Below are 24,521 nucleotides of genomic sequence, written 5' to 3' on the forward strand. Positions count from 1 at the left end.
CCCTTGAGGACCAGTTGCACCATCACCACCGTTTTTACCATCTGCACCGGCAGGACCTTGAGGTCCAGTATTTCCAGCAGGGCCGGTTAAACCAATAGGACCTTGTGCACCCACTGCTCCGGCAGGACCAATATCACCTTTTGAACCAACAGGGCCTTGCGGGCCGACAGCACCAACAGCGCCATCGATACCGTCAGTGCCTGGAATACCTTGTGGCCCTAAAGGTCCAGTATCGCCTTTATCACCCTTGTCACCAACAGGACCTTGAGCACCCACTGCTCCAGCAGGACCAATATCACCTTTTGGACCCTGAGAGCCAGTATCTCCAGCGGGGCCGGTTAAACCGATAGGACCTTGAGGGCCAACAGCCCCATCAGCGCCGGGAAGACCTTGAGGCCCTTGTTGACCATCGTTTCCAGGTAAACCTTGTGGTCCTTGTGGTCCTTGAGGTCCAGCATCGCCAGTGTCACCTTTATCACCTTTTATGCCGGGAGCGCCATCAATACCATTAATACCATCTACTCCAGCAGGACCTTGTGGAGCAGTAAACTCTATCCACTGATCTGATATGGATGGCATTACGTCATCATTGTCCAAGCCATCTCCTTTGTATATCCACATACTGATACTATCTGGATTGTTGCTGGACTGCGAAAAAACAAAATCGTTAACCTCATAAAATGGTGAAGGGGCAGGGGCCCAGTTGCCACGGTTATTTAAACCAATGCCATCGACACCATCGATTCCAGGTAAACCGTGTGGCCCTTGAAGTCCAGCATCGCCTTTATCCCCTTTGTCACCCTTTTCACCAATAGGGCCTTGCGGGCCGACAGCACCATCTTGTCCAGGGACACCAGGTAGACCAGGCGTGCCGTCACTACCATCAGTACCGGGTATACCTTGAGGTCCTTGTTGGCCATCGTTTCCAGGTAAACCTTGTGGCCCTTGAAGTCCAGTATCACCTTTATCCCCTTTTTCACCAATAGGGCCTTGAGGACCAGCAGGACCAACATCACCTTTAGGGCCAGTTAAACCATCAACACCGTTTTTGCCATCTGCACCGGCGGGACCGGTTAATCCAACAGGACCTTGTGCACCATCTGCACCGGCAGGACCAGTTTCTCCAGTTAATCCAATTGGACCTTGAGGACCCTCTGGTCCTTGAATACCGCCAGCACCTGATCCTGCGGCACCAATTGTAAGATCAAAACTAGTTAACTCTTTTAGTGATTTACGATGGGAATCTTTTTTGTCATGATCGGATTCATCGTCATCATCGTCTTTTGACTTATCTTTAAAGATCACACGGTTAACCGTTAATCGGTAGTCACTGTCAGGAACTCCTTCGACCGGGAGGTAGGCGACAAGCTGGTTCTTGTTTGACTCTTCAGTATCAATCGCAAGTTCCCACTGATCACCGATTATAATTGCTAATGTTTCGATATCTTTGAAGTTGTCACCATAAATGTAAATAAATTCACCATATGGATCGACATAAATACTGGAAATGTCGACATCACTGCTGTTGGTCTTTTTAGCACTGATTGGTGGTACCATGAGGATAAAAAACGCAAAGAAAAAAGCCATGAATACGTTTTGGTAGATTGTTTTTTTTGCCATTGCAATCTCCTGAAGAGTGGTGAGATGTTTGAAAATATAAGGATAAAAATATTGTTTATAAAAAATGTTTGTTATTACCAATTTGCAATTAGCAAGCCAAAACTATCAGGTTTAAATGCCATTATGTAACATACTAATATAAAAGACATTATCTGTTTTTTGCTGATAAACAGACTTTTTTATTTGACAAGTAATTTGTTATCCGAATTACATATGCGTGATTGAAGGGGCATATAACTCAGGTGACATGAGTTAGGGGAGAGGGAAAGCGTATGCTAATTGGGTATCAAATTCATGGTGTTGGCTGGAGGTAAACGATATGCTTTTTGAAGGTTGCGCCGGGCGGACTCGTATTGGGGATTAATGAGAAGTGCTTTTTCGAAATGATAAATGGCTTCGATGCGCTCTCCCCGCTTGGCTAGCACAATACCTATGCCATTATGTGACTCAGCAAAGTTAGGATTTAGGGTGAGCGATCGAACGTATAGTTCATGAGCCTCGTCAAGATTACCAATTGTATCGTAAGATGCAGCGAGGTTGAAAAGGGCGCTTTGATAGTTTGGATTAATTTGAATTGCAGTTTGATACAGTGCGATGGCTGCCTCAATTTTGCCTTCGCTCTTTAGTATGTTGGCAAGATTGTTATAGGCCTCAGGGTTTTGCGGATAATAAGTGAGTACTTGCTGGAACACCCTTTTAGCCTCAGTGATATCGGTTGCAGCTGACAATACTCCCAGATTAATTAAGGCCTCGATTGACTTTGGATTAATCTCTAAGGCTTTTTGGTAATGATCAACAGCCAGTGCGGCGTTTTTTTGTTCCTTATATGCGTTTGCTAGATATGTGTGAGCGGTGTCGTTGTTTGATGTTACCGAAAGAGCGTGTGAAAACAGGCTAACACTGTCATGCCATGTAGAAATTTGTTTTCGGGTCACAAATGGTAGAACAATAAGAACCGAGCAAAGAAGTGTTGTTATACATTTTCTTAGAATACTGTTTTTTATAGATAGAACGATCCAACCTAAACAGATGTAGAGGCCGATGGCAGGGATATACATATAACGATCAGCATGCGACTGATTACCTACTTGAATAAGACCAATTACCGGAAAAAGAGTGCAGACAAACCAGAGTATGCCGGTGTTGATAAAAGAGAATTTTGGCGTACATTTGTTATAAGTTACTATGAAGCAAAAAAAGAAAAATGCAGCGGAGAGAGGTATCCAAATCGGGATTTCATGCTGATACGGATAAAAAATTGCGAGTTTAGTAGGCCAAAATATATTCAGAAGATAGTGTGAGTATGAAGACAGAGCATTTTCCACCCTCAAGATTAATGGTATTAATGAAATTTGCTTAACGGCGCCGGCTGATTGTTGAGCAAAAAAAGTGATAATTGCTGATGTGCTACACAAGAAAATCATTAAAGATTTTTCTTTGAGTAAAGGTATCAAAATAGCGGTTCGTGTTGTCTTGGTGTCTGAAAGAGAAAGACGTTGGAGCGGCCAGAAATCGATGAGCAGCAGTAATAACGGGAAGGTGACTGCCATGGGTTTTGATAAAAGGGCGCAGACCAACAAGAGATGCGTGCAACCAAAGTAAATCGTTTTATTTGATCTGTACCACTTTAGGTATGAAAGAAGGGCGAGCAGGGTGAAAAAGAGACAGAGAACGTCTTTTCTTTCTGATATCCAGACGACTGACTCAACATGGATAGGATGTATACCGAGCAGAAAGGCGCATAAAAAACTTGGCCATATTGCTGTGGTTGCATAGTAAAGGACTGTAAATAGCAGTAACGAGTTGGCTACATGGAAGATTAGATTGCTTCGATGATGACCACCGGCAAAATCAGCGTACAGTTGCCAGTCAAGGGCGTGAGAGAGCCAGGTTAACGGATGCCAGTTTCCGGCATGAAAGGTAGAAAAGGACCACTGTATTGTTGCCCAGTTAAGGCCATTTTGGATATTGAGGTTATTAATGACATAGATTGGATCATCAAAATTAATAAAGTCATAGGTCTGTATCGGCCAATATACAGCCAGTATCGTCAATACGAGGATGCCTGAAAGTATTATAAAAAAGTATTTGCTATTCGAAACCATTTGGATTTTCTGACTGCCAGCGCCAGGCGTCTTCACACATCTCTTCAATGCCCCGGGTTGCCTGCCAGCCTATTTCCTGCTTGGCTTTTAGTGGATCTGCGTAACATATGGCGATGTCACCTGGCCGCCGAGGGACGATTTTATATGGGACCTTGTTGCCGGAAGCTTTTTCAAAACCTTTTACCATATCCAGTACACTATAGCCTTTGCCTGTACCGAGGTTATAGGTTACCACACCAGGTCTGGTTATCAGCTTTTCTATGGCTTTTATGTGGCCTAAGGCAAGATCGACAACGTGGATGTAGTCCCGAACACCAGTTCCATCAGGAGTGTGGTAGTCATTGCCGAAAACAGATAGTTCTTTTAACTTTCCAACTGCCACCTGAGCCACATAAGGCATCAGGTTGTTTGGTATATCGTTTGGATCTTCTCCAATGCGACCGCTCTTATGGGCACCGACAGGGTTGAAATAGCGTAAAAGGGCAACGTTCCAGGTGCTATCAGAGGTGTGCAGGTCTTTTAATATATGTTCAATGAAAAGTTTTGAGTTGCCATAGGGGTTTGTCGCTGATAGTGGAAACTCTTCGGTGATCGGCACTGTTGCCGGATCGCCATAAACAGTGGCGGATGAGCTGAAAACAATATTTTTTACATTATTAGCTGTCATAACCCGGCAAAGGACAATTGTGCCGGTGAGATTGTTGTCGTAATATTGAAGCGGCATTGATACGGATTCGCCAACAGCCTTGAGCCCGGCAAAATGAATTACCGCATCAATTGCATGCTGTTTGAAAACCTTGTCCAACTCGTGCTCATTGAGCAGATCAACCTCGAAAAAAGTAATTGATTTGCCGGTAAGTTGTTCAACACGTCGCAGAGATTCCTGCTTGCTGTTGACCAGATTATCAACAACGACAACTTCATAGCCCGCATTAAGTAGTTCCAGACAAGTATGACTGCCAATATAGCCGGCACCGCCGGTAACAAGAATTTTCATGTTAGTTATCCCATGAGGTTAGAGCAATACCAATCGTATGTTTTTTGAAGGCCATCTCTCAATGTGTAACTCGGGTTCCAGCCCAGAAGGTTAATGCGGTTGCTGTCTAAAAGTTTTTGTGGTGTGCCATCTGGCTTGGAGTTGTCCCAGGCTATTTCTCCGTCATAACCAACGATCTCCTTAATCATCATTGCTAACTCATAAATTGTCTGATCAGAGCCTGAACCAATATTGTATAAGCAGGAGGCAAATGGCTCAAGGTCAAAATTTAGAGCCCTGTCAGGCTGGTTCATAATAAAGGTGCAGGCATCAACCATATCTTCAGCATGAAGAAATTCACGCTTAGGAGCTCCGCTTCCCCAGAGAATTACCTTTGCAGAGGTGTTAGTGGAGAGCGAATGTTCTTTGGATTTATAACCTATAGCATTTTTGATGTCTGGGGGAATTGATCCATAGGTTAATTCGTCTTTCTGTATAGCTTCAAGATCTCCCTGCATAGCCATTTTTGCAAGATGAAATTTACGTATCATTGCCGGCAGGACATGTGAAGATTCAAGATCGAAGTTATCATTAGTGCCATAAAGATTTGTGGGCATAACCGGGATGAATTGCGTGCCATATTGTGAGTTGTAGGACCAGCACATTTCGATTCCGGCAATTTTAGCTGTTGCGTATGGTGAGTTTGTAGGTTCAAGAGCTCCGGTCATCAGAAACTCTTCTCTGATTGGCTGTGGGCATTCCCGAGGGTAGATGCAGGAACTGCCAAGAAAAAGCAATCTTTTCACATTGTGAACCCAGCTTTGATGAATGACATTTGCTTGAATCATCAAGTTCTGATAAATGAAATCGGCTCTATAGGTGTTGTTGGCGTTTATACCCCCGACTCTTGCTGCCGCAAAAAAAACATAATCAGGACTTTCTCTGGCAAAAAAATCAGCGACATCCTGCTGGTTAATAAGGTTTAACTCCTTACTGGTACGATAGGTTAAATTTGTATAACCGTCCGTTTGAAGCTTTCGTAAAATTGCTGAGCCGACCAAGCCGCGGTGTCCGGCAATATATATTTTACTATTTTTATTCATGGTGATTAAAGGTGTTGAAGCCTTCACGTTTGCACAGTGCATCCCGCTGGGCCTCCTGCAGGTCTGCGCAGACCATCTCTTTAACGAGAGTAGCAAAGGTTGTTTTGGGCTCCCAACCTAATTTCTGTTTTGCCTTGGCTGGATTGCCTAACAAGGTTTCAACCTCCGTTGGACGATAATAGCGCGGGTCAACACGGACAATAACATCGCCAGTTTTAAGTGGAGATTTATCCGGCATCAACTGTTTTGCCTTACTACATATCTTGAGCCCCGCCTCGCTAATAGCGTCAATCTGTGCTGTTTCGTTAGTGCCTTCACCCTGCCATTTTAAGGTAACGCCAAGCTCTTTTGCAGCATAATTCACAAAATCACGAACAGAGTACTGAACGCCAGAGGCAATAACAAAATCCTCCGGTGTGTCTTGTTGCAGCATTAACCACTGCATCTCAACATAATCTCTGGCATGTCCCCAGTCTCGTTTAGCATCTAAATTGCCCAGGTGAACGGTGTCCTGTAGGCCAAGGACAATTCGAGATAATGCCCTGGTAATTTTTCGTGTTACAAAAGTTTCACCGCGGATTGGTGACTCATGGTTAAAAAGTATGCCGTTGCAGGCGTACATTCCGTAAGCTTCGCGGTAATTAACGATAGTCCAAAACGAGTATAGTTTGGCAACTGCATATGGTGACCTGGGATAAAACGGAGTTGTTTCGGTCTGGGGCGTTTCCTGAACTTTGCCATAGAGTTCGGAGGTTGAAGCCTGATAGATACGTGTTTTATTGGTCAAGCCAAGGATGCGTATGGCTTCAAGGAGCCTTAACGTGCCGAGGGCATCGGAGTTGGCAGTGTATTCGGGTTCTTCAAAGGAAACTGCGACATGTGATTGCGCCGCTAAATTATAAAGTTCGTCAGGTTGCACTTTTTCGATAATATGGATCAGACTCGTTGAATCAGTCATGTCGCCATGATGCAGAATGAAATTCCGGCCTTCAATATGGGGGTCCTGATAAAGATGGTCAATCCGATCCGTATTAAAAAGTGAAGTGCGGCGTTTTATGCCATGAACTTCATAGCCTTTTTTTAAAAGAAATTCTGCCAGATAGGCGCCATCTTGACCAGTTACGCCTGTAATTAAAGCTTTTTTTTGCATGGGGTTCCTTGTATTAGAAATGTAGACAATGTAATTTGGACATTATAACGATTCATGCCAATTAATGCATCATTTTGACGGATTTTATTATTTGCCCTTTTTCTCTAAAAGAATCTGACCCAACTGGTAGATAAATACATATGAAAAAAGCTTTGGTGACAGGGGGTGGTGGTTTTGTTGGATCCGCCATTGTTAAACGACTGGTGAGTATGGGTGTTACTCCTGTAATAGTTGGGCGAAGTGAATATCCCAAATTCAAACGACTTCCAGTTGAAATTTGTATTGGCGATATTCGGGACTCTGAATTTCTGGTTAAGGCAAGTGCCAATTGTGATACGGTGTTTCATGTTGCTGCGAAGGCTGGGGTGTGGGGAAGTCGTGATGAGTATTTCTCCATCAACCACGGCGGCACAAAAAATGTTATTTACGCCTGCCAGAAAAATAACATTTCAAACTTGATCTACACAAGTACGCCAAGTGTAGTCTTTAATGATGCCGATATTATTAATGGTGATGAAGCACTCCCTTATAGTTCCAGGCCATTATGTCATTACGCTGAAAGTAAAATTGCCGCCGAAAAAGAGGTTTTGTCTGCCACCTCAGATCTGCTGAAAACTGTTTCTCTTAGACCGCATCTCATATGGGGGCCAGGAGATACGAATCTCATTCCCCGATTGGTGATGCGAGGCAAAAAAGGGTTAGTAAAACAGGTGGGGGCGGGGGATAATAGTGTTGATATTGTCTACATTGACAATGTGGTCGACGCGCACATTCAGGCAGCTTTAAGTCTTGAAACAGACAACGCTGTTGCTGGAAAGGCATATTTTATCTCACAGGGTGAACCGGTGAATCTTTGGCAGTGGATTAATTGCCTTTATGAAAGGCTGGGTATTCCGCAAGTATCAAATACAATCAGTTTTCGCAGGGCCTATTACGTCGGGATGTTGATGGAATATGTTTTTGCGGCCTTTCGTATAAAAAAAGAGCCGTTGATGACGAGATTTGTGGCTCAGCAGTTGGCTAAATCACATTGGTTTTCTATTGAGGCTGCCAGGAAAGATTTTGGCTATGCTCCTCTGGTTTCAACGTCTGAAGGAATGGATCGACTGGCGCTCTGGGTAAAAAAACAAGAATGGTTTAAATTAAAATGAGGCAGCCATTGATTTGACGGTCTCATTCTCAGGATCAATCGTCAGGTAATTTTTCAAAATATTCTGTGCTTCAGGGCTACGGCCGACACTTTTTAAGACATTGGCAAGTGAGATTGAGTAGTCGGGATTGCCTGGTGATAATGAAACACACTTCTGTAGTTGCTCTATCTGAGCGTCGCTATTTCCTTCTTTTTCAAGCAAATCTGCATACATCTTAAATATATAGGCTGTTCCTGGCAGTGGTCGCACCGTTTTGTCGAGAAATTTTGAAGCGTCCTCAAGCCTATTTTTCTTTAGCAGTGCTTTGCCGATTTTTATTAAATTAAAATCAGTTGGGCTAGAGCTAAGGATGTCGTTAAAGACTTCATCTGCTTTCTCATCCATTCCTGTTTCAAGATAGAATTTGCCAAGATCAATTTGGAGATCTTTATTTAAAGGGGTTTGGCGTTGTGCACTTGTCAGGTATGTGAAGGCATCACCACAATCAGACTCGAACTGGCAAAGTTTACTGAGTAAATGCAGCGCTTTGCAGTTGTGTGAAAATTTTTTCAAAATAAACTTCAGATGCTTACGGGCAGCTTCAACATTTCTTTGTCGGTATAGGCATTCACTTAGTATTAGCAATGCCTCGATATTCTCAGGTTCGTGGCTAAGGATCTCATTAACAATAGCTATTGATTTGTCATATTCGCGTTTAAGGAATTGAATTCTGGCTTTACGGATCATGACTTGTAGGTTGGATAATGATGAAATCTTTTGCTGTATGCGGATTATGGCGCAAAGAAACTCTTCGCCGCTGTAGGGGGTTAAAAGATATCCGTCGGCTAATTCGTCGAGAGCGTACTTGATCATGTCCATTTGCTTGTCTTTGGAAACCAATAAGAATGGTGTGGCCATGAAAAAAGGATGTCGACGAATCAGTTTCAGAAATTCAATACCGTTCATATTCGGCATTTCAAGTTCTGAAATTACAAAACCAACATGTGACGATGTGAGAGTGTTATTGGCGAGAATACCGTCGTCTGCAAACTGAACGTTTCGATAACCTGCCTTCTGAAGTAAGGCGATGTCATTTTTAAATGTTTCAACTGATTGGCCAACTATAAGAAAATCGACCTTTGCTCTTTTTGTGCTCGGCATAATATACCCCCTATTTTTATATTAGTGGTATTTTCAACTAGTTGGCAATTTTTTTTGAGAAAAATTAAAGAAAAACTAAGGGGAGGAGCACAACTGATAAAGAGTTTTATGAAGCGAGAGATAATATCTCTTCGATGATCTCTGGATTGTACTCTTTTAATCGCCAGATTTTTGCCTGGATCAAACTGTGCTCGGTAAGTTTTGTGATATCGTTCGTGTCGATTGAGCAATGCGAAAGTTTAATCGGACAGTGAACCGTTGCAAACCAGTCTGTAAGCCTTTCAATGCCAGTTGCGGCTTTACTGCCGGAAGTCCCGGTGTGTATCTGGAAAACACGTTCAGCAAACTGGGCAAGTTTTTTAGTGTGGGAATTTTGAGCCCAGCGCATCCAGGCAGGGATGATAATAGAAAGACCAGCGCCATGGGCAATATCGTAATACGCACTTAGCGAGTGCTCAATCATATGCATCGGGAATCCTACCATGCCGAGTCCGGCAGCTGTCCAACCGTTGAGTGCCATTGTGGCACACCACATGATATTGGCTCGAGCCTCGTAGTTATCTGGTTCAAGCATAAGGGTATTGCAGGCCTCAATGATGTTAATTATAAGGCCCTCAATAAAACGATCCTGCACCGGAGAGTTGACCAGTTGGGCATTGAAATAAAACTCAAGACAGTGGGCGATAGCATCGACTGCTCCGTAGGCTGTATAGTTAGCTGGTACAGAAAAGGTTGCTGTCGGGTCTAGAATAGAGACCTTTGGGCAGAGTTTTTTATTGCCAGTTCCCAGTTTTGCAGAAGTCTGTTCATTGGTTATCACCATGCCGCCATTCATTTCTGAACCAGAGGCAGCAAGAGTAAGCACAGTACAGACCGGTAAGGGATTGGTGATACCTTTTTTGCCTCTGAAGAATTGCCAGACATTGTGATCAACAACGGCACCGGCCGCAATCGCCTTGGCTGAATCAATCACACTGCCGCCACCAACGGCCAACACAACATCAACACTGTGATTCTTGGCAAGATCTATTCCACGTCGTACGTCAGAAAGCAGGGGGTTGGAGCGAATCCCATTAAGTTCGGTTACATGCAGACAGGCATCACCAAGAGAGGCGGTAACCCTGTCGTAAATACCATTGCGCACAATACTGCCGGAGCCGTAGACCAGTAAAACATTTTTGCCAAACAGGCTGACCTCAGGGCCGATCTGTTTGATGGTGTCTTGACCAAAAATGATTTTGGTCGGGTTCTCAAGGACGAAATTATACATTGTGCGATGAGGATGAATGGGTGGAGTAGCTCTGGGCAATTTGAATATATTGCTCAGGTGATAGTTGGTCTGGTCGAATTGATTGCTCAATGCCGGCTCCATGAAGAATCTCAATGACATCGGCTTTGGTTGTATTGTTTATGCTGGCAGAGGACAGGGCGTTCAGCAGGGTTTTTCGACGCTGTTGAAAGGCGTTTTTAACTATGGTAGTGAATATCTTGCGTTCAAATAGAGGAAGGCATTTTACTCTATCTGAGACGGGTAAAAAAGAGATTTTGACAACTACCGAGTCTACTTTCGGTCTGGGGTGAAACTGGCCAGGACCAATTTTGAGCAGTGGTTTTATCTCAGCGCAAGTGCCAAGTATGACGGATAACACTCCATAAGCCTTGGTTCGTGGTGATGCGCATAGGCGGTCGGCGACTTCTTTCTGCAGCATCAGTGTGGCTGAATGAATGTACTCAATATCTTCAATAAGCTTAAAAATAACGGGATTGGAGATAGAGTAGGGCAGGTTAGCAATAATTTTAAGTGGGCCGCCTGTGCTGGAAGCCAATTTAGAAAAATCCGATTTCAAGAGATCCTGGTGGATGAGTTCAACGTTGTCCGGAAGAGTATTCTGTTCACGATGCCATCTGACAATTCCGGCATCAATCTCAATGCCAATAACTTTCTTGACACGTCGTGCCAGGGGCAGGGTTAAGGAGCCGAGCCCCACTCCAAATTCGACGATTATATCTTCCTTACCTGGTGCAGCCCGGTCAAGGATGGTTTCAATGGTCTGCTCATGAATAAGAAAGTTTTGCCCAAAACGCTTCTTTGGGGCAAGATTCTGGTCTTTGAGAATTTCTTTAATCTTATGAAGATTTGGCATGGGTCATGTCGTAGGAAAAATTCAGTAACTTAATTTAAGATCTGTTTTTCGCGTTTTTTCTGGCGCAGGGCAATTAAGAATTTCAGGGAAAAAAAGTATGCTGCAATCGTAAAAGGGGTTGCCAGGATAAATCCTCCAACCACAAGGACAATGGCAGTGTCGGCACCAAGTTGAGAAAACGAACGGAGAATATCTGTGATGCCGGCATCTGAAAAAACAATATCCATCACCGAGCTAATACGGTCCCAGGACAGGTTTGCTGGAATTAAAGCATTGCCAATGAGCCAGGAGAGATAATATTGCGGAAAATAGGTTAAAGGGTTGCTCATGAGCGCACTGGATAAAAAAGCAGCAACAAAATTTGCCCGAAAGATGGGTATGAGTACCAAAAGGGCAACAGTTTTCAATGGCATTGTTGGAGTAATGCCGACAAAAGTCCCCAGGGCGATACCCCTGGCAATGGTTCTAGGGTCACCCTTTAAGCGAATCAACTTTACATAGTAATATTTAAGGAGTCGTTTAGGGGCAAGCATTAAGGTGCTATCTGCGATCTGGAGTAGACATCCATGTCGTAGGTTAGAGTTTTGTTGGCTTCAAACTGGAATGAACCCGCTAGTGCAATCATGGCTGCATTGTCAGAACAAAAACTGGTGGGGGTGAGAAAGAGATTCAGCTCGGTATCTTTACAGCGCTGGGAAAAAAGTTCACGCAGTCTCGGGTTGGCGGCGACTCCGCCAGCAACGACTACTGATGCTATTTTGTTCAGTTGTGCAGCTCTGATTGTTTTATCAACCAGAACATCACAAACTGCTTCCTGGAAAGAGGCGCAGATATCTTCGAGCGCCGGTTTCGTATTTTTTTGTTGGCATTGATTAACGTGATTGGCAACAGAGGTTTTAACCCCGCTGAAAGAAAAATCCAGACTGTCTTTGTCGAGCCAGGCACGCGGGAATTTAATCGAACAGGGATCTCCCGACTTGGATATTTCACTGATAACAGGACCACCTGGATATGGAAGTCCCAGTAACTTGGCTACTTTATCGAAAGCTTCTCCAGCTGCATCGTCTCGAGAACGGCCTAAAAGGGTAAATGAAGACCACGAATCAACCTTAAATATACTGGAATGGCCACCAGAGGCTACCAGGGCGATATACGGAAATTCGGGGTGAGAATCACCCAAAAAAACTGAAAGTAAATGCCCGGAAAGATGGTCAACGCCGACATAGGGAATCTTCGTGACATAGGATATGGCCTTTACAAAGGAGAGCCCGACCAGAAGCGAACCGATAAGTCCGGGGCCCTGTGTAACGGCTAAACCGTCGAGATCTGAAATGCTGATGCCGGCTTGAACCAAGGCCTCATTCACGACAGGGTAGATGTTTTCTACATGGTGTCTTGAGGCAAGTTCAGGCACAACACCACCGTAAAGACTGTGGATCTCAATCTGTGAGTTGATTACGCTCGACAAAAGTGTGGTATTGTCGGCAATAACAGCAGCTGCAGTTTCATCGCATGAGCTTTCAACACCGAGTATGAGCATAAGTATTTACAATTGTGAATTGAGGGGCCGAAGGCCTGGCTATTCGTCTTCAGTCTGAGGGTAGGAACCAAGGCATTCAAAACTGGCACACGACTCTCGCAGCTGATCGTTAGCTTTTTTTATAACAGGGTCGTCAACATGACCGAGGACATCAATGAAAAAGATATACTTTCCAGCTTCGCCCTTGACTGGTCTTGATTCGATTTTGCTGAGATTAATATTATGATCGGCCAGAATGCTCAAAATGCTGTGCAAGGCTCCTGGGCGATCAAGTAAGCTCAATAGTAGCGATGTCTTGTCTTTACCGCTACGTGCAGGAGAGTGTGGGCCAATAACCAGAAAACGGGTTGTGTTGCCGCGATAATCTTCAATGCCTCGTGCAACAACCTGCAGGTCGTATGTTTTAATAGCAAGGTCACTTGCAACTGCAGCTAAATCGTGATCCTTACTGGCCATTTGAGCTGCAACACCGGTACTGAATACCGTTTGGGTGGGCACATCTACTAAATTTTCCTTTAGCCAGCCACGGCATTGGGCAAGTGGTTGCGAGTGAGAAACTACAAGTTTAATGTCCTCAATGGAACCGGAATGATTAACCAGGTTATGTTTTATGCCCAGATTAACTTCGCCACTGATTTTCACTCGATATTTAATAAATGAATCAAGCGTTGAGGTGACAGACCCTTCAATAGAGTTTTCGACCGGCACAATTCCATAGCCTATTCTGCCATGTTCAACATCATGGAAGATATCGTCAATGGTCTGGAGAGGCTTGAATTTGGCTGAGTGACCGAAGTACTTGACTCCAGCAAGATGCGAAAAAGTGGCAGCAGGGCCAAGATAACCCACCTCAACAGCCTTTTGGGATAACCTGCAGGTTGTTATAATCTCACGAAAAATGCTGATCATGGGGGACTCAGGAAACTCGCCATTGTTGATAGCTTTGAGGCGTTCAAAGATTTGTCGTTCTCTGAGTGGGTCCCATTTTGCACGATTTTCCTTGTTTTTAAGATGGCCGATCTCTTTAGCGCAATTGAGGCGATCTTTCAGTAGTTGTAAAAACTGGTCGTCAATTGCATCGATTTTGTCACGTACTTTTAAGAGGCTGTCTTTGGTAGAATCTTGTTTTGTCATCGGTTGTCACTGGGGTCATATACTTGGAAATGCTGTGTTTTACAGCAACATGAGTTGCTCTGTTAAGTGTCCATACTATGCCTGGAGATTTAAACTGGCAAAGCTCACGACTCTAAAGCATATTAACTAACTTTCAAAGTTAAATTCGCTATTAATTTATTTTCATGGGCTAATTTCCCGAAGGTAGTCCTTCTTTGTTGCATTATTTAAGAAAGTATTCTAATTAACAGTGACTATCATTGGGTATTGGTTGTAGGTAAAAATACTCAGTCTTTAAAGCGACTTAGAGTCAAAAGTGAGTGAAACATGAAAGTAAAAAACTGGATTTGTAAGAACCCCATTACAGTAACGCGTAGTACTCTTTTGCATGAAGCAAATCAACTTATGAAAAAGCACAATATCCGTCATCTTCCAGTAGTTGAAGACGGGGAGCTTGTTGGTTTTATTACCGAGAGTGACTTGAGACAATTTTCCTTTCCATCTATGGTTGAAGAGATACCAGTTCACCAGGTTATGTTGACCAACCCGATGAAAATTGATGCCAATGAAAGCATTGAAACTGCAGCGAAGATTATCCACGATAATAAAATTGGCGGGCTTCCTGTCATGTCAGCCGGAAAACTTGTGGGGGTGATTACTGCCTCGGATCTGTTGTCTGCTTTCATTGAAGTCATGGGATTGTTAAAAGCAACGACGCGTATTGATGTTATTGTGAATGAAGATAAAGGCAGCATTGATATGGTAACCAAGATTATCAACGATTGTGGTAGTGATATTATTAATGTGGCAATGGATAGTCAGTCCAAGAAGAAAATATACTATTTCAGGCTTGAAAATTGTGATTCTGAACTGGTAGTCAACTCACTTAAGAAGGCTGGTCACGAGGTTTTGTCTGTTATGGAATAACGATTCTGTCTGGCTTTCCCCTTGTGCTTAAGCCGTCAGTACACTAACTACGAACTATTTTGAGAGTCAAATGAGTAAGTTTAAAGTTGTCAAATCATACGATGATATAAATGCCAAAATAAAGGCTGGTAAGGCTGTTGTTGTTACAGCAGAAGAGATGGTTGATATTGTACGTAAGGAAGGCAAGGTTAAGGCGGCTGCGCGAGTTGATGTTGTGACAACCGGAACCTTTTCTCCTATGTGTTCATCAGGGGCCTTCTTGAATTTTGGTCAAACTACGCCAACCATAAAAATGGCAGAGGTTACCTTAAATAATGTTCCCGCCTATGCCGGGTTAGCCGCTGTTGATGTCTATATTGGTGCTACTGAACCATGTCGTGAAGATCCATTAAATAAGGTGTTTCCTGGAGAGTTCCTGTACGGCGGAGGCCATGTCATCGAAGATCTGGTTGCGGGTAAGAAAATTTTCTTGAAATCTTCAGGTTATGGGACCGATTGTTATCCCAATAAGACCTGGGAGAAAGAGGTGACTCTTGATGAGATTCCATACGCCTTGCTCTGTAATCCTAGAAACGCCTACCAAAATTACAATTGTGCCGTGAACCTTTCCGACAAGACCATATACACCTATATGGGAACCTTAAAATCAAACGGCAGAAGTGCGACGTACTGTAGTGCAGGAGAGTTAAGCCCTTTGCTTAACGACCCCTATTATCATTCTATCGGGCTTGGCACCAGAATATTTCTTGGTGGTGGCGTTGGCTATGTAACCTGGCACGGCACTCAGCATAATCCGGCGGCGCTGAGATCTGAAAATGGGGTGCCTCGTCGTCCTGCTGGTACACTTATGGTGCAGGGCGACCTTAAACAGATGTCATCAAAGTGGCTTAAAGGTATCAGTATGCAGGGCTATGGCAGCTCGATGGCTGTCGGGCTTGGCATTCCCATACCGATTCTTAATGAGCAAATGGCGGCTTATACGGGTGTTTCAGATAAAGAGTTGTTTACTCAAGTTGTTGACTATGGCTTTGATTATGCCAATCGTGTTACACGAAATTATGGCGAAGTCAGTTATGCAGAGCTGAAAAGCGGCACAATTGAGGTTAACGGTCAGAGCGTGGTTACAGCCCCGCTGTCCAGTGTTGTTCGTGCCCGGGAGATAGCTGAGACCTTAAAGCAATGGATCCTTGATGGTGAGTTTTTAGTTCAACAACCCGTGAATACAATTCCAGACAAGTAGAAAGTTTGACCAGTCTGCCGGAAGATCTTGCGTATAAATTAGATCAGCTGAGAACTATCATCGCTGGTTACGAAAAAGTTGCAGTGGCTTTTTCAGGTGGTGTTGATAGCTCACTCCTTTTAAAAGTTGCCTATGACCAGGTGGGTGATGATGTAACCGCCTATTTTGCCGATTCAATAGTACAGTCAGCAGCTGAGAAAAATTCAGCTTTTGCTTCGGCCCACGAGATTGCTGCTCCCCTCGTAGTTCTCCAATTTGACCTTCTCTCTTTTCCTGAATTCGTTGCTAATCCAAAAGACCGCTGTTATTTTTGCAAAAAGAAGATTTTTTCCGAAATTTTAAGAGAGGCCAATCAGCTTGGAATCCACAACCTTGCCGATGGTACAAATCTTGATGATCTTAAGCAGTTTCGTCCCGGCGCCAAGGCTGTTCAGGAATTGGGGGTTAAAACTCCATTGGTTGAAGCAAAATTAACCAAGAAAGATATCCGTATACTAAGTAGATATTTGGGACTTTCCTCTTGGGATAAACATTCTGCCTCCTGTCTTGCTACTCGAATTGCCTCAGGGCAATCTATTACCTTACAGCACCTGAATATAATAGAGAGGGCTGAGCAGCATTTGTCAGGCAAAGGTTTTGGTGGCTGTCGAGTTCGGCTTGACGGATTATCGTGCACCTTGGAGTTGGCAAGAGGTGATGTTTACTTATTTATAACTCAAGGGCATAATGATGCTTTCGTATCGTTGATGAGTTCACTTGGTATCGATAAAATATCTCTTGATCTCAAGGAGAGAATGTAATCCAGAAATATTTTGAAATTTATCGGTGAAATGTGATACCATTTGACACATACTGTGGTGCAAAACACATTCAACCAAAATGATACTTTTGAATTTTCAGGCCGAATTATATTTCCTGTAGTCCATTATCTCCGACGCGGTCGGAGATAAATGCGCCAGTTTGACAATCATTGGCGTGATATCAATTTGTGTGCATTGGTGGTTTTAATGTTTCCAGATCAAGAATTTTTTCGTTTGAAAAAAGATAAAAGAAGGTCGCGATTTTCTAAAAAAATCATAGGTTGTTTTTCTTTAATTTTCATGATGCTATTGTTCTTTATTGAAACGAGCAATGGCGAAAAAATTTCTAAACCCCAAATAGCCTATATTGTTTCTGACCAGAACATTCCGTTCTGGGACATCATTTGGCGCGGCATCAGATCGAGAGCAGAAGATCTCGGTTATGAGGCGAAGGTTTATAGCGCAGAAAACAGTGCAAAGGCTGAATTGCAGAATTTAGTCAAGGCAATAAGAGATGGTGTCGCCGGCATTATTGTGTCTCCTACCAATTCTTCGGCCTGCGTTACGTTACTCAAACTCGCCCGGAATGCTGATATCCCTGTAGTGATTGCTGATATTGGCACAGAAGAAGGCGAATACGTATCCTATATCACTTCCGATAACCGAGATGGAGCTTATCAATTAGGCAAATTGCTTGCAAGGGAGCTAAAAATTCATGGTTGGCAAAATGGTCAGGTAGGCATTATTGCCATTCCACAAAGGCGTGAGAATGGCAAGCAACGCACAGCAGGATTTATCAAAGCGATGAATGAAGAGGGTATTCAAGACATGAAAATCAAGCAGCAGGAAACGTTTTCGCATCAGGAGACCTATAATTTCACCGCCGATATGATTGAAACAAACCCCGATCTGCGAGCGATCTGGCTCCAGGGATCAAACCGATATCAGGGAGCTTTGGACGCCATCCATGCCGCTGGCAAAAAAAACGAAATACTTCTCGTTACCTTTGATGCGGAACCGGAGTTTATCGAGTTGATCCCTGAAGGGATCCTGGTGGGGGCAGGCATGCAGCAGCCGTTTTTGATAGGAGAAAAGGCCTTTGACGCAATGGATAATCATCTCAAAGGCCGACCTGTTACGAAAACTCAACAGCTCCCGGTTCTCGTCATCTCAGCGAAAAATATTGCCGAGCAACTGCCAATGATTCGGAAGAAAGTGTTCGGTCTCGAAGGCCATTAACCTTTTACAGGGTGAGCAGATGAACTATTCACTTTGCCGGATACTCGGCTTCATCGTCGTCATTACCGTGATATCAGTTCTGGTGTTGGATTCGTTTGTTTTTTATCACTTGCAAAAAGGCAAGATTGTCGAGCATATGAAATTCCATGCAGATTTATCACTGGAGACCTTAACCAATAACGTTCAAAATCTTGTTGAATCCTATTCCATCAATGAATATGAAAAACTTGTGTTGAGCGAGATGGCTCATGAAGAGTTCTTAGCCATTATCGTTCGCGATTTCCATATGGGCATGATTCTTGGGCAGGAAGCATATTTAACCGGCAAAATCAGAAATGAGGACGGCAGTGTTATTGATTATGATCCGGAAAATCAAACTTTAACTGCTCTTTTGGAGTCATGTTTTCTCTCTGTAACTTCACCTCTGACCTCTGCTTCCGGGAAACCGCTCGGAGAAATCACCATCTGCTGCTCAGACGAAATCATCAAACCGGAACTTGTCAGAATCATCAGAGAGAGTCTGCTCAATATGGTGATTTTATCAACGCTGCTCATCGTATTGCTCTTTTTCGCCATCCAATATTTTGTCTTGAAGCCCATTTCAGAGATTATCATTAGCCTGAGCAGAACAGATAAAAACGGGATTCCTTCGGGAGAGTTTGTTGCTCACGGCGCCGTCGAAGTCAGAAATCTATGCATGTCACTCCAGAAAATGATTCATGCGGTCAAGAAATATCAGCAGGATTTGAAACGCAACGAGGAAGAGCTTGAACTGCGTGTCGAAGACCGAACGACCGAACTCATATGCATGAACGATAATATGCAGTTGGAAATAGCAGAGAGAATGCATGCAGAGAGAGAACTTACCGAAGCAAAGAAGAAGGCCGAGGCGGCAAGCGAGGCAAAGAGCATGTTTCTAGCCAATATGAGCCATGAAATAAGGACGCCAATGAATGCGGTTTTAGGGATGATCAGGCTGGCCCTTGAGTCATCGAGAAATCCAGAACAGCGACGGTACCTGGAAACAGCCTTTCAATCAGCAGAGTTATTACTGAGCATCATTAACGAGATTCTGGATTTTTCGAAAATTGAAGCGAATCAAATGGAACTCGATGAGGTTCATTTTGAATTAGAAAACCTGCTTCAATCGGTGGTGAAAACCTTTGACATGAAAGCCAGGGAAAAAGGGCTGGATTTGCGATATCATTTTCCGCCAGGCATAAACACGCAGTTGCTGGGCGATGAATACAGGTTGCGGCAAATATTGCTCAATTTAGTTGGCAATGCACTCAAATTTACCGAAACCGGAGAGATCAGCATTCATGTGCAAAGTGCCTCTGACGGCGCAAAGGATGAAGGCATTATACTGCAATTCTCTGTGCAGGATACGGGCATCGGCATATCCGCAGAGGCACTGCCTGATATTTTCACCCAGTTCAGCCAGGCAGACAACAGCATAACCCGAAAGTTCGGCGGCACAGGTCTTGGGTTGGCCATCTGTCAAAAGCTCACCAAGCTTTTTGGAGGTGATATCTGGGTTGAAAGTGAGCCGGGCAGAGGAGCCGCTTTTTATTTCACAGCGCGATTTCTCCAGGGTGACGCCGATCTTATTCAGAAAAAAGATGAAGCATTATCAATAAAAATTGTGCTGCCTCATATGCACATCCTGCTGGTCGAAGATAACCAGTTTAATCGTGATTTGGCGCAGGCCATTTTGGAAAGGCATAACCACACTGTCGCTCTGGCGGAGAATGGCCTGGAGGCCCTTAAAATGCTGTCATCCAGCACGTATGATGTCATCCTTATGGATGTTCAAATGCCTGAGTTGGATGGCATCAGTGCCACCAAGCTGATCAGGGCATGCGAGAGGCCAGCGCCTGTTGTGTCAGAAGACTACCGGGAGCTTCTTATTCAAGTCCAGAATAACCTGAAGGGGAAAACGATTCCGATTATCGCCATGACAGCTCGTGCCATGGCCGATGACCGCAGGATATGCATTGAGTCTGGCATGGACGGTTATATTACGAAACCGTTCGCCCCCCTGGAGGTTTTCCGAACCATCGCTCAAGTTACAGGAGGAAAGGTCATTACTCAAGAAGTGAATGATGCCTCTGTAGATGGAGAAATTAAAGAAGGAAACATCGTGAATAAACCGGGCCCCGTTGAAAAGGTTGAAAACATTAGAGCCCATTTAATGTCGACCTATAAAATATCGCCCGAAAAGGTTAACACACTTATAAACGCGGGCATACAATCGCTTCTCGAATATTTGTCGCAGGCTGAAAATGCTTTGAAAAACGAGGATTTTGAATCACTTAAACGATCCGCCCACACCATGAAAGGCTCCCTTCGTAATATGGGGCTTGATGCTCTTGCTAACCTTGCTGAACGTATAGAAAATTTCCAAACAAGAAAAGGAGAGGAATCTCTGCAAGGTTTAACTCAGCAGCTACAGTTTTTACATGAAGAGTTGGAGTGTATGCGATAAGTGCGGCCAGGCAAGGTCGCATATTTTAGCGGGTGCGAACCCCGCCCCGGAAGGGCTAGCCACTCACCGGGTAGAATAAGCGACATTTTTTTGACTTTTGTCGGTGGCCTGGCATTATTGAATATGTGAATATATGAAAAAACAATATATATATTTTCTCCTGACAGTAACCAGTGCCTTTGTCCTCTCTTTTTATTGGGAGTTTGTCATTGAGCCACTCGAATCACTCTCTTTATTGAATACAGGTGCTGAGGTATCTAACAGAGAACGCTGGGAGCATGTTGTTATTGTTACCATTTTTTGTTGTATAGCGTTAATTTTCCCTACCTATTGGCTTGGTAAAACAGAAAAGGAGAAAAATACGGCCATTGGGGCATTAGACCAGCAAACTAAATTTTCACGGAAGAGCGAACAGGAATATAGGACTCTTTTTGAGCAGGCGGGTGACTATATCGTTGTATTAGAGCTTTCAGAAGAAGAAGGTCCCGTCATTGTTGATGCAAACCAGGCTGCTTGTGATATGCACGGATACCGCCGTGAAGAATTATTGGGCACTCCCATTAAGGACATTGATAAAGGGCTGAACAAGGAACAGATGCGAGTCCGCCTGGACAGGGTGATGTCCGGTGAAACCATTATATTCGAGACCGCACACCAAAAAAAGGATGGAACAATCTTCCCTGTTGAAGTCTCTACCAGACTTATGGAAACAGACGAAGGTCCACCTCGCCTTATCTCAATAGAACGTGACCTCACGGATCGTAAACAAAAAGAAATAGAACTGTGTAAGGCAAAAGAGGCAGCGGAGAAGGCCAATAAGGCAAAGAGTGATTTTTTGGCCAACATGAGCCATGAGATTCGCACCCCCATGAACGCAATAATCGGTTTGAATCGTCTAGCGCTTGATACAGATCTTACCGATAAACAACGTCATTATTTAATCACCGTCCAGGATGCTGCTAAGTCATTACTCTACCTGTTTAATGATATTCTTGATTCCGACAAGGTCGAGGCTGGCCTGATGGAGTTAGAGAATAAAATCTTTGATTTGTCCCGCGTTCTTGATTCAATTATTGATATTTTCATTGGAACAGCTAGGGAAAAAGGCTTGGATTTACGTCTTGAACTCTCTGGTAAGGTGCATACCTCTCTCGTTGGTGATGAACTGAGGTTACGGCAGGTTCTTATAAATCTTCTTAGCAATGCAATCAAATTCACTGAAAGTGGTCATATAATTATTTCCTGTGAAATGATTTCCCAAAATGAAAGTGAGGTGTTCATAAAAATTCGAATTGTTGATTCAGGGATTGGTATTCCTCAACATGCCCAGAAACTGATTTTTGATAATTTTTCACATGCCAACAGCAGCATGACCAGAACTCATGGCGGTACAGGACTAGGACTCTCCATTAGCGAACAAATAATTAAACTTATGGGTGGTGAAATGCGGGTTGAAAGTAAAATAGGTAAAGGAAGTACTTTTTCCTTTACCGCCTCCTTCAAAAAATCCCAGGTTTCCCCAGCATCTGAAGTTCGCGAACAGGATAAAACTTTTTTGACATGGGCCGGCCCCCCGCTGAAAATCCTCTTGGCTGAAGACAACCCGTTTAACCAGGACCTGGCAAAGATTATTCTTGAAAAACAAGGTCATCACGTAGAAGTTGCCCAAAATGGAAGGGAAGCTTTAGGATTCCTTATTGATGCTGATTTCGATGTTATTCTGATGGATGTTCAAATGCCGATAATGGATGGTTTAACCACTACCAGACTTATCCGTCGTTGTGAGACCACAAAAAATCCCATAGCCGGAGAGCAGCAGGAATTGCTCCAAAAATTGTCAAGAAAAATTTGTGCCGGTCATATTCCTATTGTGGCAATGACTGCCTATGCTATGAGTGAAGACCGAAAAAAATGTCTCGACGCGGGAATGGATGATTACGTCGCCAAACCTTTTGAGGAAGAGGAAATCTATCGTGCCTTGGCAAAAGTAACAACTCCCCCGGACCAGCAGAAACAGAGCCAATCGTAGTTGTGGCCCTGGTTCTGAAAACAGTATGAATCCCGAAGCGGATAACAAACGACCGGAGGATTTCAACGGCAAGAACTACTTCGAACTTTACCCTGACGCCGACAATGAGGCAATTTTCCGGAAGGTTGTGGTTCAAACATGCAAAACTAAACGAATATGATCAAAAAAAACGAGTGGAGTGTCAGCAACAGAATTGCTGCAATTGTCGGGATTATTTTTGCCTTTTCGTCCATCGCTATGATTTTCAGCCTTAATTACTGGATGAAAAAAGATGCTCTTGATGAAGCGAGAACTCAGGCCCGGATCATTATCGACCAGAACCTGGCTGTGCACACCTATTTCAGTAAACGACTGAAACCACCGCTTCTTAAGCTCCTTGATGCAGAAATTAAAAATGGCTACTTTGAGCCGTCATGGATGTCCTCCACCTTTGCCATTGGCGAGATTAATAAGTACTCTGATATTTTCAGCGGCAACAACTATTACTATAAGGAATGTGCAATAAATGCCCGCAGTTCAGAAAACGAAGCCGATGCTTACGAGCGGGAGTTTATCGAAAAACTCAATATCGACCCTGACTTGATAGAGAACACTTCTGTTCGCACCGTTGACGGACATCCTTATTTTGTCGTTCTCCGGCGCGGGGAAACTATGCTGAGCTCTTGTCTTCGCTGTCATAGCACTGAAGACGCGGCTCCTGTCGGTTTATTAAAGTATTACAGTGAGAACAGGAGTTTTGGACGGCATGAAAACGAAGTTGTCTCCGCTATCTCAATCCGTGTGCCGCTCGAAATACCATTTGCTCATGCAAATACTATCTCTCGAAATCATTCCATTTTTTTAGTTCTGATCTTGACCGCCCTATACGCTGTACAACTTTGGCTGCAAAAACGGCTACTCTTCTGGCCAATGAGGTATATAAGTGAAAAGGCCCAACAAATTGCCGACGACCCTGACAAGCTTGGCCAAAAGATTCAAATCTCCGGCGGACGAGAATTGCACGAATTGGCATCGACCTTCAACGCCATGTCACTCAGTTTAAAGCAAATTATCGAGGTGCTGCAATCTAAGTCATCTGAACTCCTTGCCAAGAACAGTGAATTGCAGGAGAGCGAGGAAAAGTACAGGACACTCATTGCCAATATCCGTGCAGCAGTGCTAGTCCATGACAAGGATACCCGTATCCTGAGTTCTAACTCTATGGCACAGCAGCTGCTCGGGCTTACAGAAGATCAGATGTTAGGTAAAGAGGCAACTGATCTAGACTGGCATCTTCTCCGGGAGAACGGCACGAAAATGCCTGTAGATGAGTACCCGGTCAACCTGGTGTTATCCAGCCGTCAGCCATTACGAGATTACCTCGTTAAAATATTCAGGCCCGAAATAAATGGGCTTTCCTGGCTCTTAGTTCATGCCGATCCGGTGTTTGATGACTCGACTGCCCTCAAGCTTATTATTGTAACCTTTATGGACCTCTCGGAGCAAAAAAAGATCGAGACATCATTGCGGGAAAATGAAGAAGAGCTTCGTATACTAAACGAAGAGTTGGAACAGCGGGTTTGTGAACGAACCAAAGAACTGGAATCGAAAAACGTTGAACTGGCTAAAGTAAATAAAATTTTTGTAGGCCGGGAACTACGCATGGTTGAACTGAAGAAGAGAATCAGCGATTTGGAGATGAAAATCATGGAAGGGAGTGATGTAGTGTGAAAAACCTGTCACCTCATATTAGAGCCAATCGCACTTTCTACATTCG

General features: G+C 43.8%; 19 protein-coding genes. 8 read left to right on the forward strand and 11 right to left on the reverse strand.

Translation table 11 applies throughout. From position 1 onward, the window contains the following. From HQK80_06535 to gmd, 5 genes are all read right to left on the reverse strand, one after another. The coding region (locus HQK80_06535) for a hypothetical protein (protein MBF0221870.1) at positions 1-1,620 on the reverse strand (1,620 nt) is incomplete at its 3' end. A 275-nt stretch (positions 1,621-1,895) separates the two neighbouring features. Beyond that, positions 1,896-3,674, reverse strand: a complete 1,779-nt coding sequence (locus HQK80_06540) for a tetratricopeptide repeat protein (protein ID MBF0221871.1) — start codon at positions 3,672-3,674, stop codon at positions 1,896-1,898. A gap of 37 nt (positions 3,675-3,711) precedes the next feature. After that, positions 3,712-4,722, reverse strand: coding sequence for a UDP-glucose 4-epimerase GalE (galE, locus tag HQK80_06545; protein ID MBF0221872.1), 1,011 nt, complete (start codon positions 4,720-4,722; stop codon positions 3,712-3,714). Positions 4,723-4,727: 5 nt separating this feature from the next. Beyond that, complete coding sequence (locus HQK80_06550) at positions 4,728-5,804, reverse strand: GDP-L-fucose synthase (GenBank protein ID MBF0221873.1); 1,077 nt, start codon at positions 5,802-5,804, stop codon at positions 4,728-4,730. After that, on the reverse strand, positions 5,797-6,954 hold the full coding sequence (gene gmd / locus HQK80_06555; protein ID MBF0221874.1) for a GDP-mannose 4,6-dehydratase: 1,158 nt from the start codon (positions 6,952-6,954) through the stop codon (positions 5,797-5,799). The genes HQK80_06550 and gmd overlap by 8 nt, the downstream gene beginning before the upstream one ends. Before the next feature lie 140 nt (positions 6,955-7,094). Between gmd and HQK80_06560 the strand changes: the two genes are divergently transcribed. Further along, positions 7,095-8,105, forward strand: coding sequence for an NAD-dependent epimerase/dehydratase family protein (locus tag HQK80_06560; GenBank protein ID MBF0221875.1), 1,011 nt, complete (start codon positions 7,095-7,097; stop codon positions 8,103-8,105). On the opposite strand, the gene HQK80_06565 is transcribed toward HQK80_06560, so the two are convergent. The 6 genes from HQK80_06565 to pheA all read right to left on the reverse strand — a co-directional run bounded on the left by HQK80_06565 (position 8,097) and on the right by pheA (position 14,063). After that, positions 8,097-9,245, reverse strand: a complete 1,149-nt coding sequence (locus HQK80_06565; GenBank protein ID MBF0221876.1) for a response regulator — start codon at positions 9,243-9,245, stop codon at positions 8,097-8,099. The two genes, HQK80_06560 and HQK80_06565, sit on opposite strands and share 9 nt — an antisense overlap. A 106-nt stretch (positions 9,246-9,351) precedes the next feature. Continuing rightward, entirely contained in the window at positions 9,352-10,515 is a 1,164-nt protein-coding gene (locus HQK80_06570; GenBank protein MBF0221877.1) for an iron-containing alcohol dehydrogenase, read from the reverse strand. Continuing rightward, positions 10,508-11,389, reverse strand: coding sequence for a ribosomal RNA small subunit methyltransferase A (rsmA, locus tag HQK80_06575; protein ID MBF0221878.1), 882 nt, complete (start codon positions 11,387-11,389; stop codon positions 10,508-10,510). Before rsmA ends, HQK80_06570 begins: the two co-directional genes overlap by 8 nt. A gap of 29 nt (positions 11,390-11,418) precedes the next feature. Further along, positions 11,419-11,922, reverse strand: coding sequence for a DUF2062 domain-containing protein (locus HQK80_06580; GenBank protein MBF0221879.1), 504 nt, complete (start codon positions 11,920-11,922; stop codon positions 11,419-11,421). Then, positions 11,922-12,929, reverse strand: coding sequence for a tRNA (adenosine(37)-N6)-threonylcarbamoyltransferase complex transferase subunit TsaD (gene tsaD / locus HQK80_06585; GenBank protein ID MBF0221880.1), 1,008 nt, complete (start codon positions 12,927-12,929; stop codon positions 11,922-11,924). Before tsaD ends, HQK80_06580 begins: the two co-directional genes overlap by 1 nt. Positions 12,930-12,968: 39 nt before the next feature. Beyond that, entirely contained in the window at positions 12,969-14,063 is a 1,095-nt protein-coding gene (pheA, locus tag HQK80_06590; GenBank protein MBF0221881.1) for a prephenate dehydratase, read from the reverse strand. A gap of 306 nt (positions 14,064-14,369) precedes the next feature. Between pheA and HQK80_06595 the strand changes: the two genes are divergently transcribed. The 7 genes from HQK80_06595 (at position 14,370) to HQK80_06625 (ending at position 24,475) form a co-directional block, all read left to right on the forward strand. After that, positions 14,370-14,969, forward strand: coding sequence for a CBS domain-containing protein (locus HQK80_06595; GenBank protein MBF0221882.1), 600 nt, complete (start codon positions 14,370-14,372; stop codon positions 14,967-14,969). Between the two features lie 70 nt (positions 14,970-15,039). After that, positions 15,040-16,209 (forward strand): homocysteine biosynthesis protein, encoded by a 1,170-nt coding sequence (locus tag HQK80_06600; GenBank protein ID MBF0221883.1) that lies wholly within the window; start codon positions 15,040-15,042, stop codon positions 16,207-16,209. 5 nt (positions 16,210-16,214) lie between these two features. Beyond that, positions 16,215-17,009 carry an ATP-dependent sacrificial sulfur transferase LarE gene (gene larE / locus HQK80_06605; protein MBF0221884.1) on the forward strand — a complete coding sequence of 265 codons (795 nt, stop codon included), beginning with the start codon at positions 16,215-16,217 and terminating at the stop codon, positions 17,007-17,009. Between the two features lie 300 nt (positions 17,010-17,309). After that, the gene (locus HQK80_06610) at positions 17,310-18,248 is read left to right on the forward strand and encodes a substrate-binding domain-containing protein (protein ID MBF0221885.1); all 939 of its coding nucleotides are present in this window, start codon (positions 17,310-17,312) and stop codon (positions 18,246-18,248) included. A gap of 19 nt (positions 18,249-18,267) precedes the next feature. Further along, on the forward strand, positions 18,268-20,736 hold the full coding sequence (locus HQK80_06615; protein MBF0221886.1) for a response regulator: 2,469 nt from the start codon (positions 18,268-18,270) through the stop codon (positions 20,734-20,736). Positions 20,737-20,869: 133 nt separating this feature from the next. Continuing rightward, positions 20,870-22,765, forward strand: a complete 1,896-nt coding sequence (locus tag HQK80_06620; GenBank protein ID MBF0221887.1) for a response regulator — start codon at positions 20,870-20,872, stop codon at positions 22,763-22,765. A gap of 156 nt (positions 22,766-22,921) precedes the next feature. After that, positions 22,922-24,475, forward strand: a complete 1,554-nt coding sequence (locus HQK80_06625) for a DUF3365 domain-containing protein (protein ID MBF0221888.1) — start codon at positions 22,922-22,924, stop codon at positions 24,473-24,475. The last annotated feature ends 46 nt before the right edge of the window (positions 24,476-24,521 follow it).

The organism is Desulfobulbaceae bacterium, assembly GCA_015231515.1.
Taxonomy (GTDB): domain Bacteria; phylum Desulfobacterota; class Desulfobulbia; order Desulfobulbales; family VMSU01; genus JADGBM01.

What these genes read in the sequence shown, in the direction of transcription:
- HQK80_06550 (MBF0221873.1), bottom strand. Translation starts at nt 5,804, where the DNA reads ATGAATAAAAATAGTAAAATATATATTGCCGGACACCGCGGCTTGGTC.
- HQK80_06610 (MBF0221885.1), top strand. Translation starts at nt 17,310, where the DNA reads ATGATGCTATTGTTCTTTATTGAAACGAGCAATGGCGAAAAAATTTCT.
- HQK80_06595 (MBF0221882.1), top strand. Translation starts at nt 14,370, where the DNA reads ATGAAAGTAAAAAACTGGATTTGTAAGAACCCCATTACAGTAACGCGT.
- HQK80_06625 (MBF0221888.1), top strand. Translation starts at nt 22,922, where the DNA reads ATGATCAAAAAAAACGAGTGGAGTGTCAGCAACAGAATTGCTGCAATT.
- HQK80_06570 (MBF0221877.1), bottom strand. Translation starts at nt 10,515, where the DNA reads ATGTATAATTTCGTCCTTGAGAACCCGACCAAAATCATTTTTGGTCAA.
- rsmA (MBF0221878.1), bottom strand. Translation starts at nt 11,389, where the DNA reads ATGCCAAATCTTCATAAGATTAAAGAAATTCTCAAAGACCAGAATCTT.
- HQK80_06620 (MBF0221887.1), top strand. Translation starts at nt 20,870, where the DNA reads ATGAAAAAACAATATATATATTTTCTCCTGACAGTAACCAGTGCCTTT.
- HQK80_06600 (MBF0221883.1), top strand. Translation starts at nt 15,040, where the DNA reads ATGAGTAAGTTTAAAGTTGTCAAATCATACGATGATATAAATGCCAAA.
- HQK80_06615 (MBF0221886.1), top strand. Translation starts at nt 18,268, where the DNA reads ATGAACTATTCACTTTGCCGGATACTCGGCTTCATCGTCGTCATTACC.
- HQK80_06580 (MBF0221879.1), bottom strand. Translation starts at nt 11,922, where the DNA reads ATGCTTGCCCCTAAACGACTCCTTAAATATTACTATGTAAAGTTGATT.
- tsaD (MBF0221880.1), bottom strand. Translation starts at nt 12,929, where the DNA reads ATGCTCATACTCGGTGTTGAAAGCTCATGCGATGAAACTGCAGCTGCT.
- galE (MBF0221872.1), bottom strand. Translation starts at nt 4,722, where the DNA reads ATGAAAATTCTTGTTACCGGCGGTGCCGGCTATATTGGCAGTCATACT.
- pheA (MBF0221881.1), bottom strand. Translation starts at nt 14,063, where the DNA reads ATGACAAAACAAGATTCTACCAAAGACAGCCTCTTAAAAGTACGTGAC.
- HQK80_06560 (MBF0221875.1), top strand. Translation starts at nt 7,095, where the DNA reads ATGAAAAAAGCTTTGGTGACAGGGGGTGGTGGTTTTGTTGGATCCGCC.
- HQK80_06565 (MBF0221876.1), bottom strand. Translation starts at nt 9,245, where the DNA reads ATGCCGAGCACAAAAAGAGCAAAGGTCGATTTTCTTATAGTTGGCCAA.
- gmd (MBF0221874.1), bottom strand. Translation starts at nt 6,954, where the DNA reads ATGCAAAAAAAAGCTTTAATTACAGGCGTAACTGGTCAAGATGGCGCC.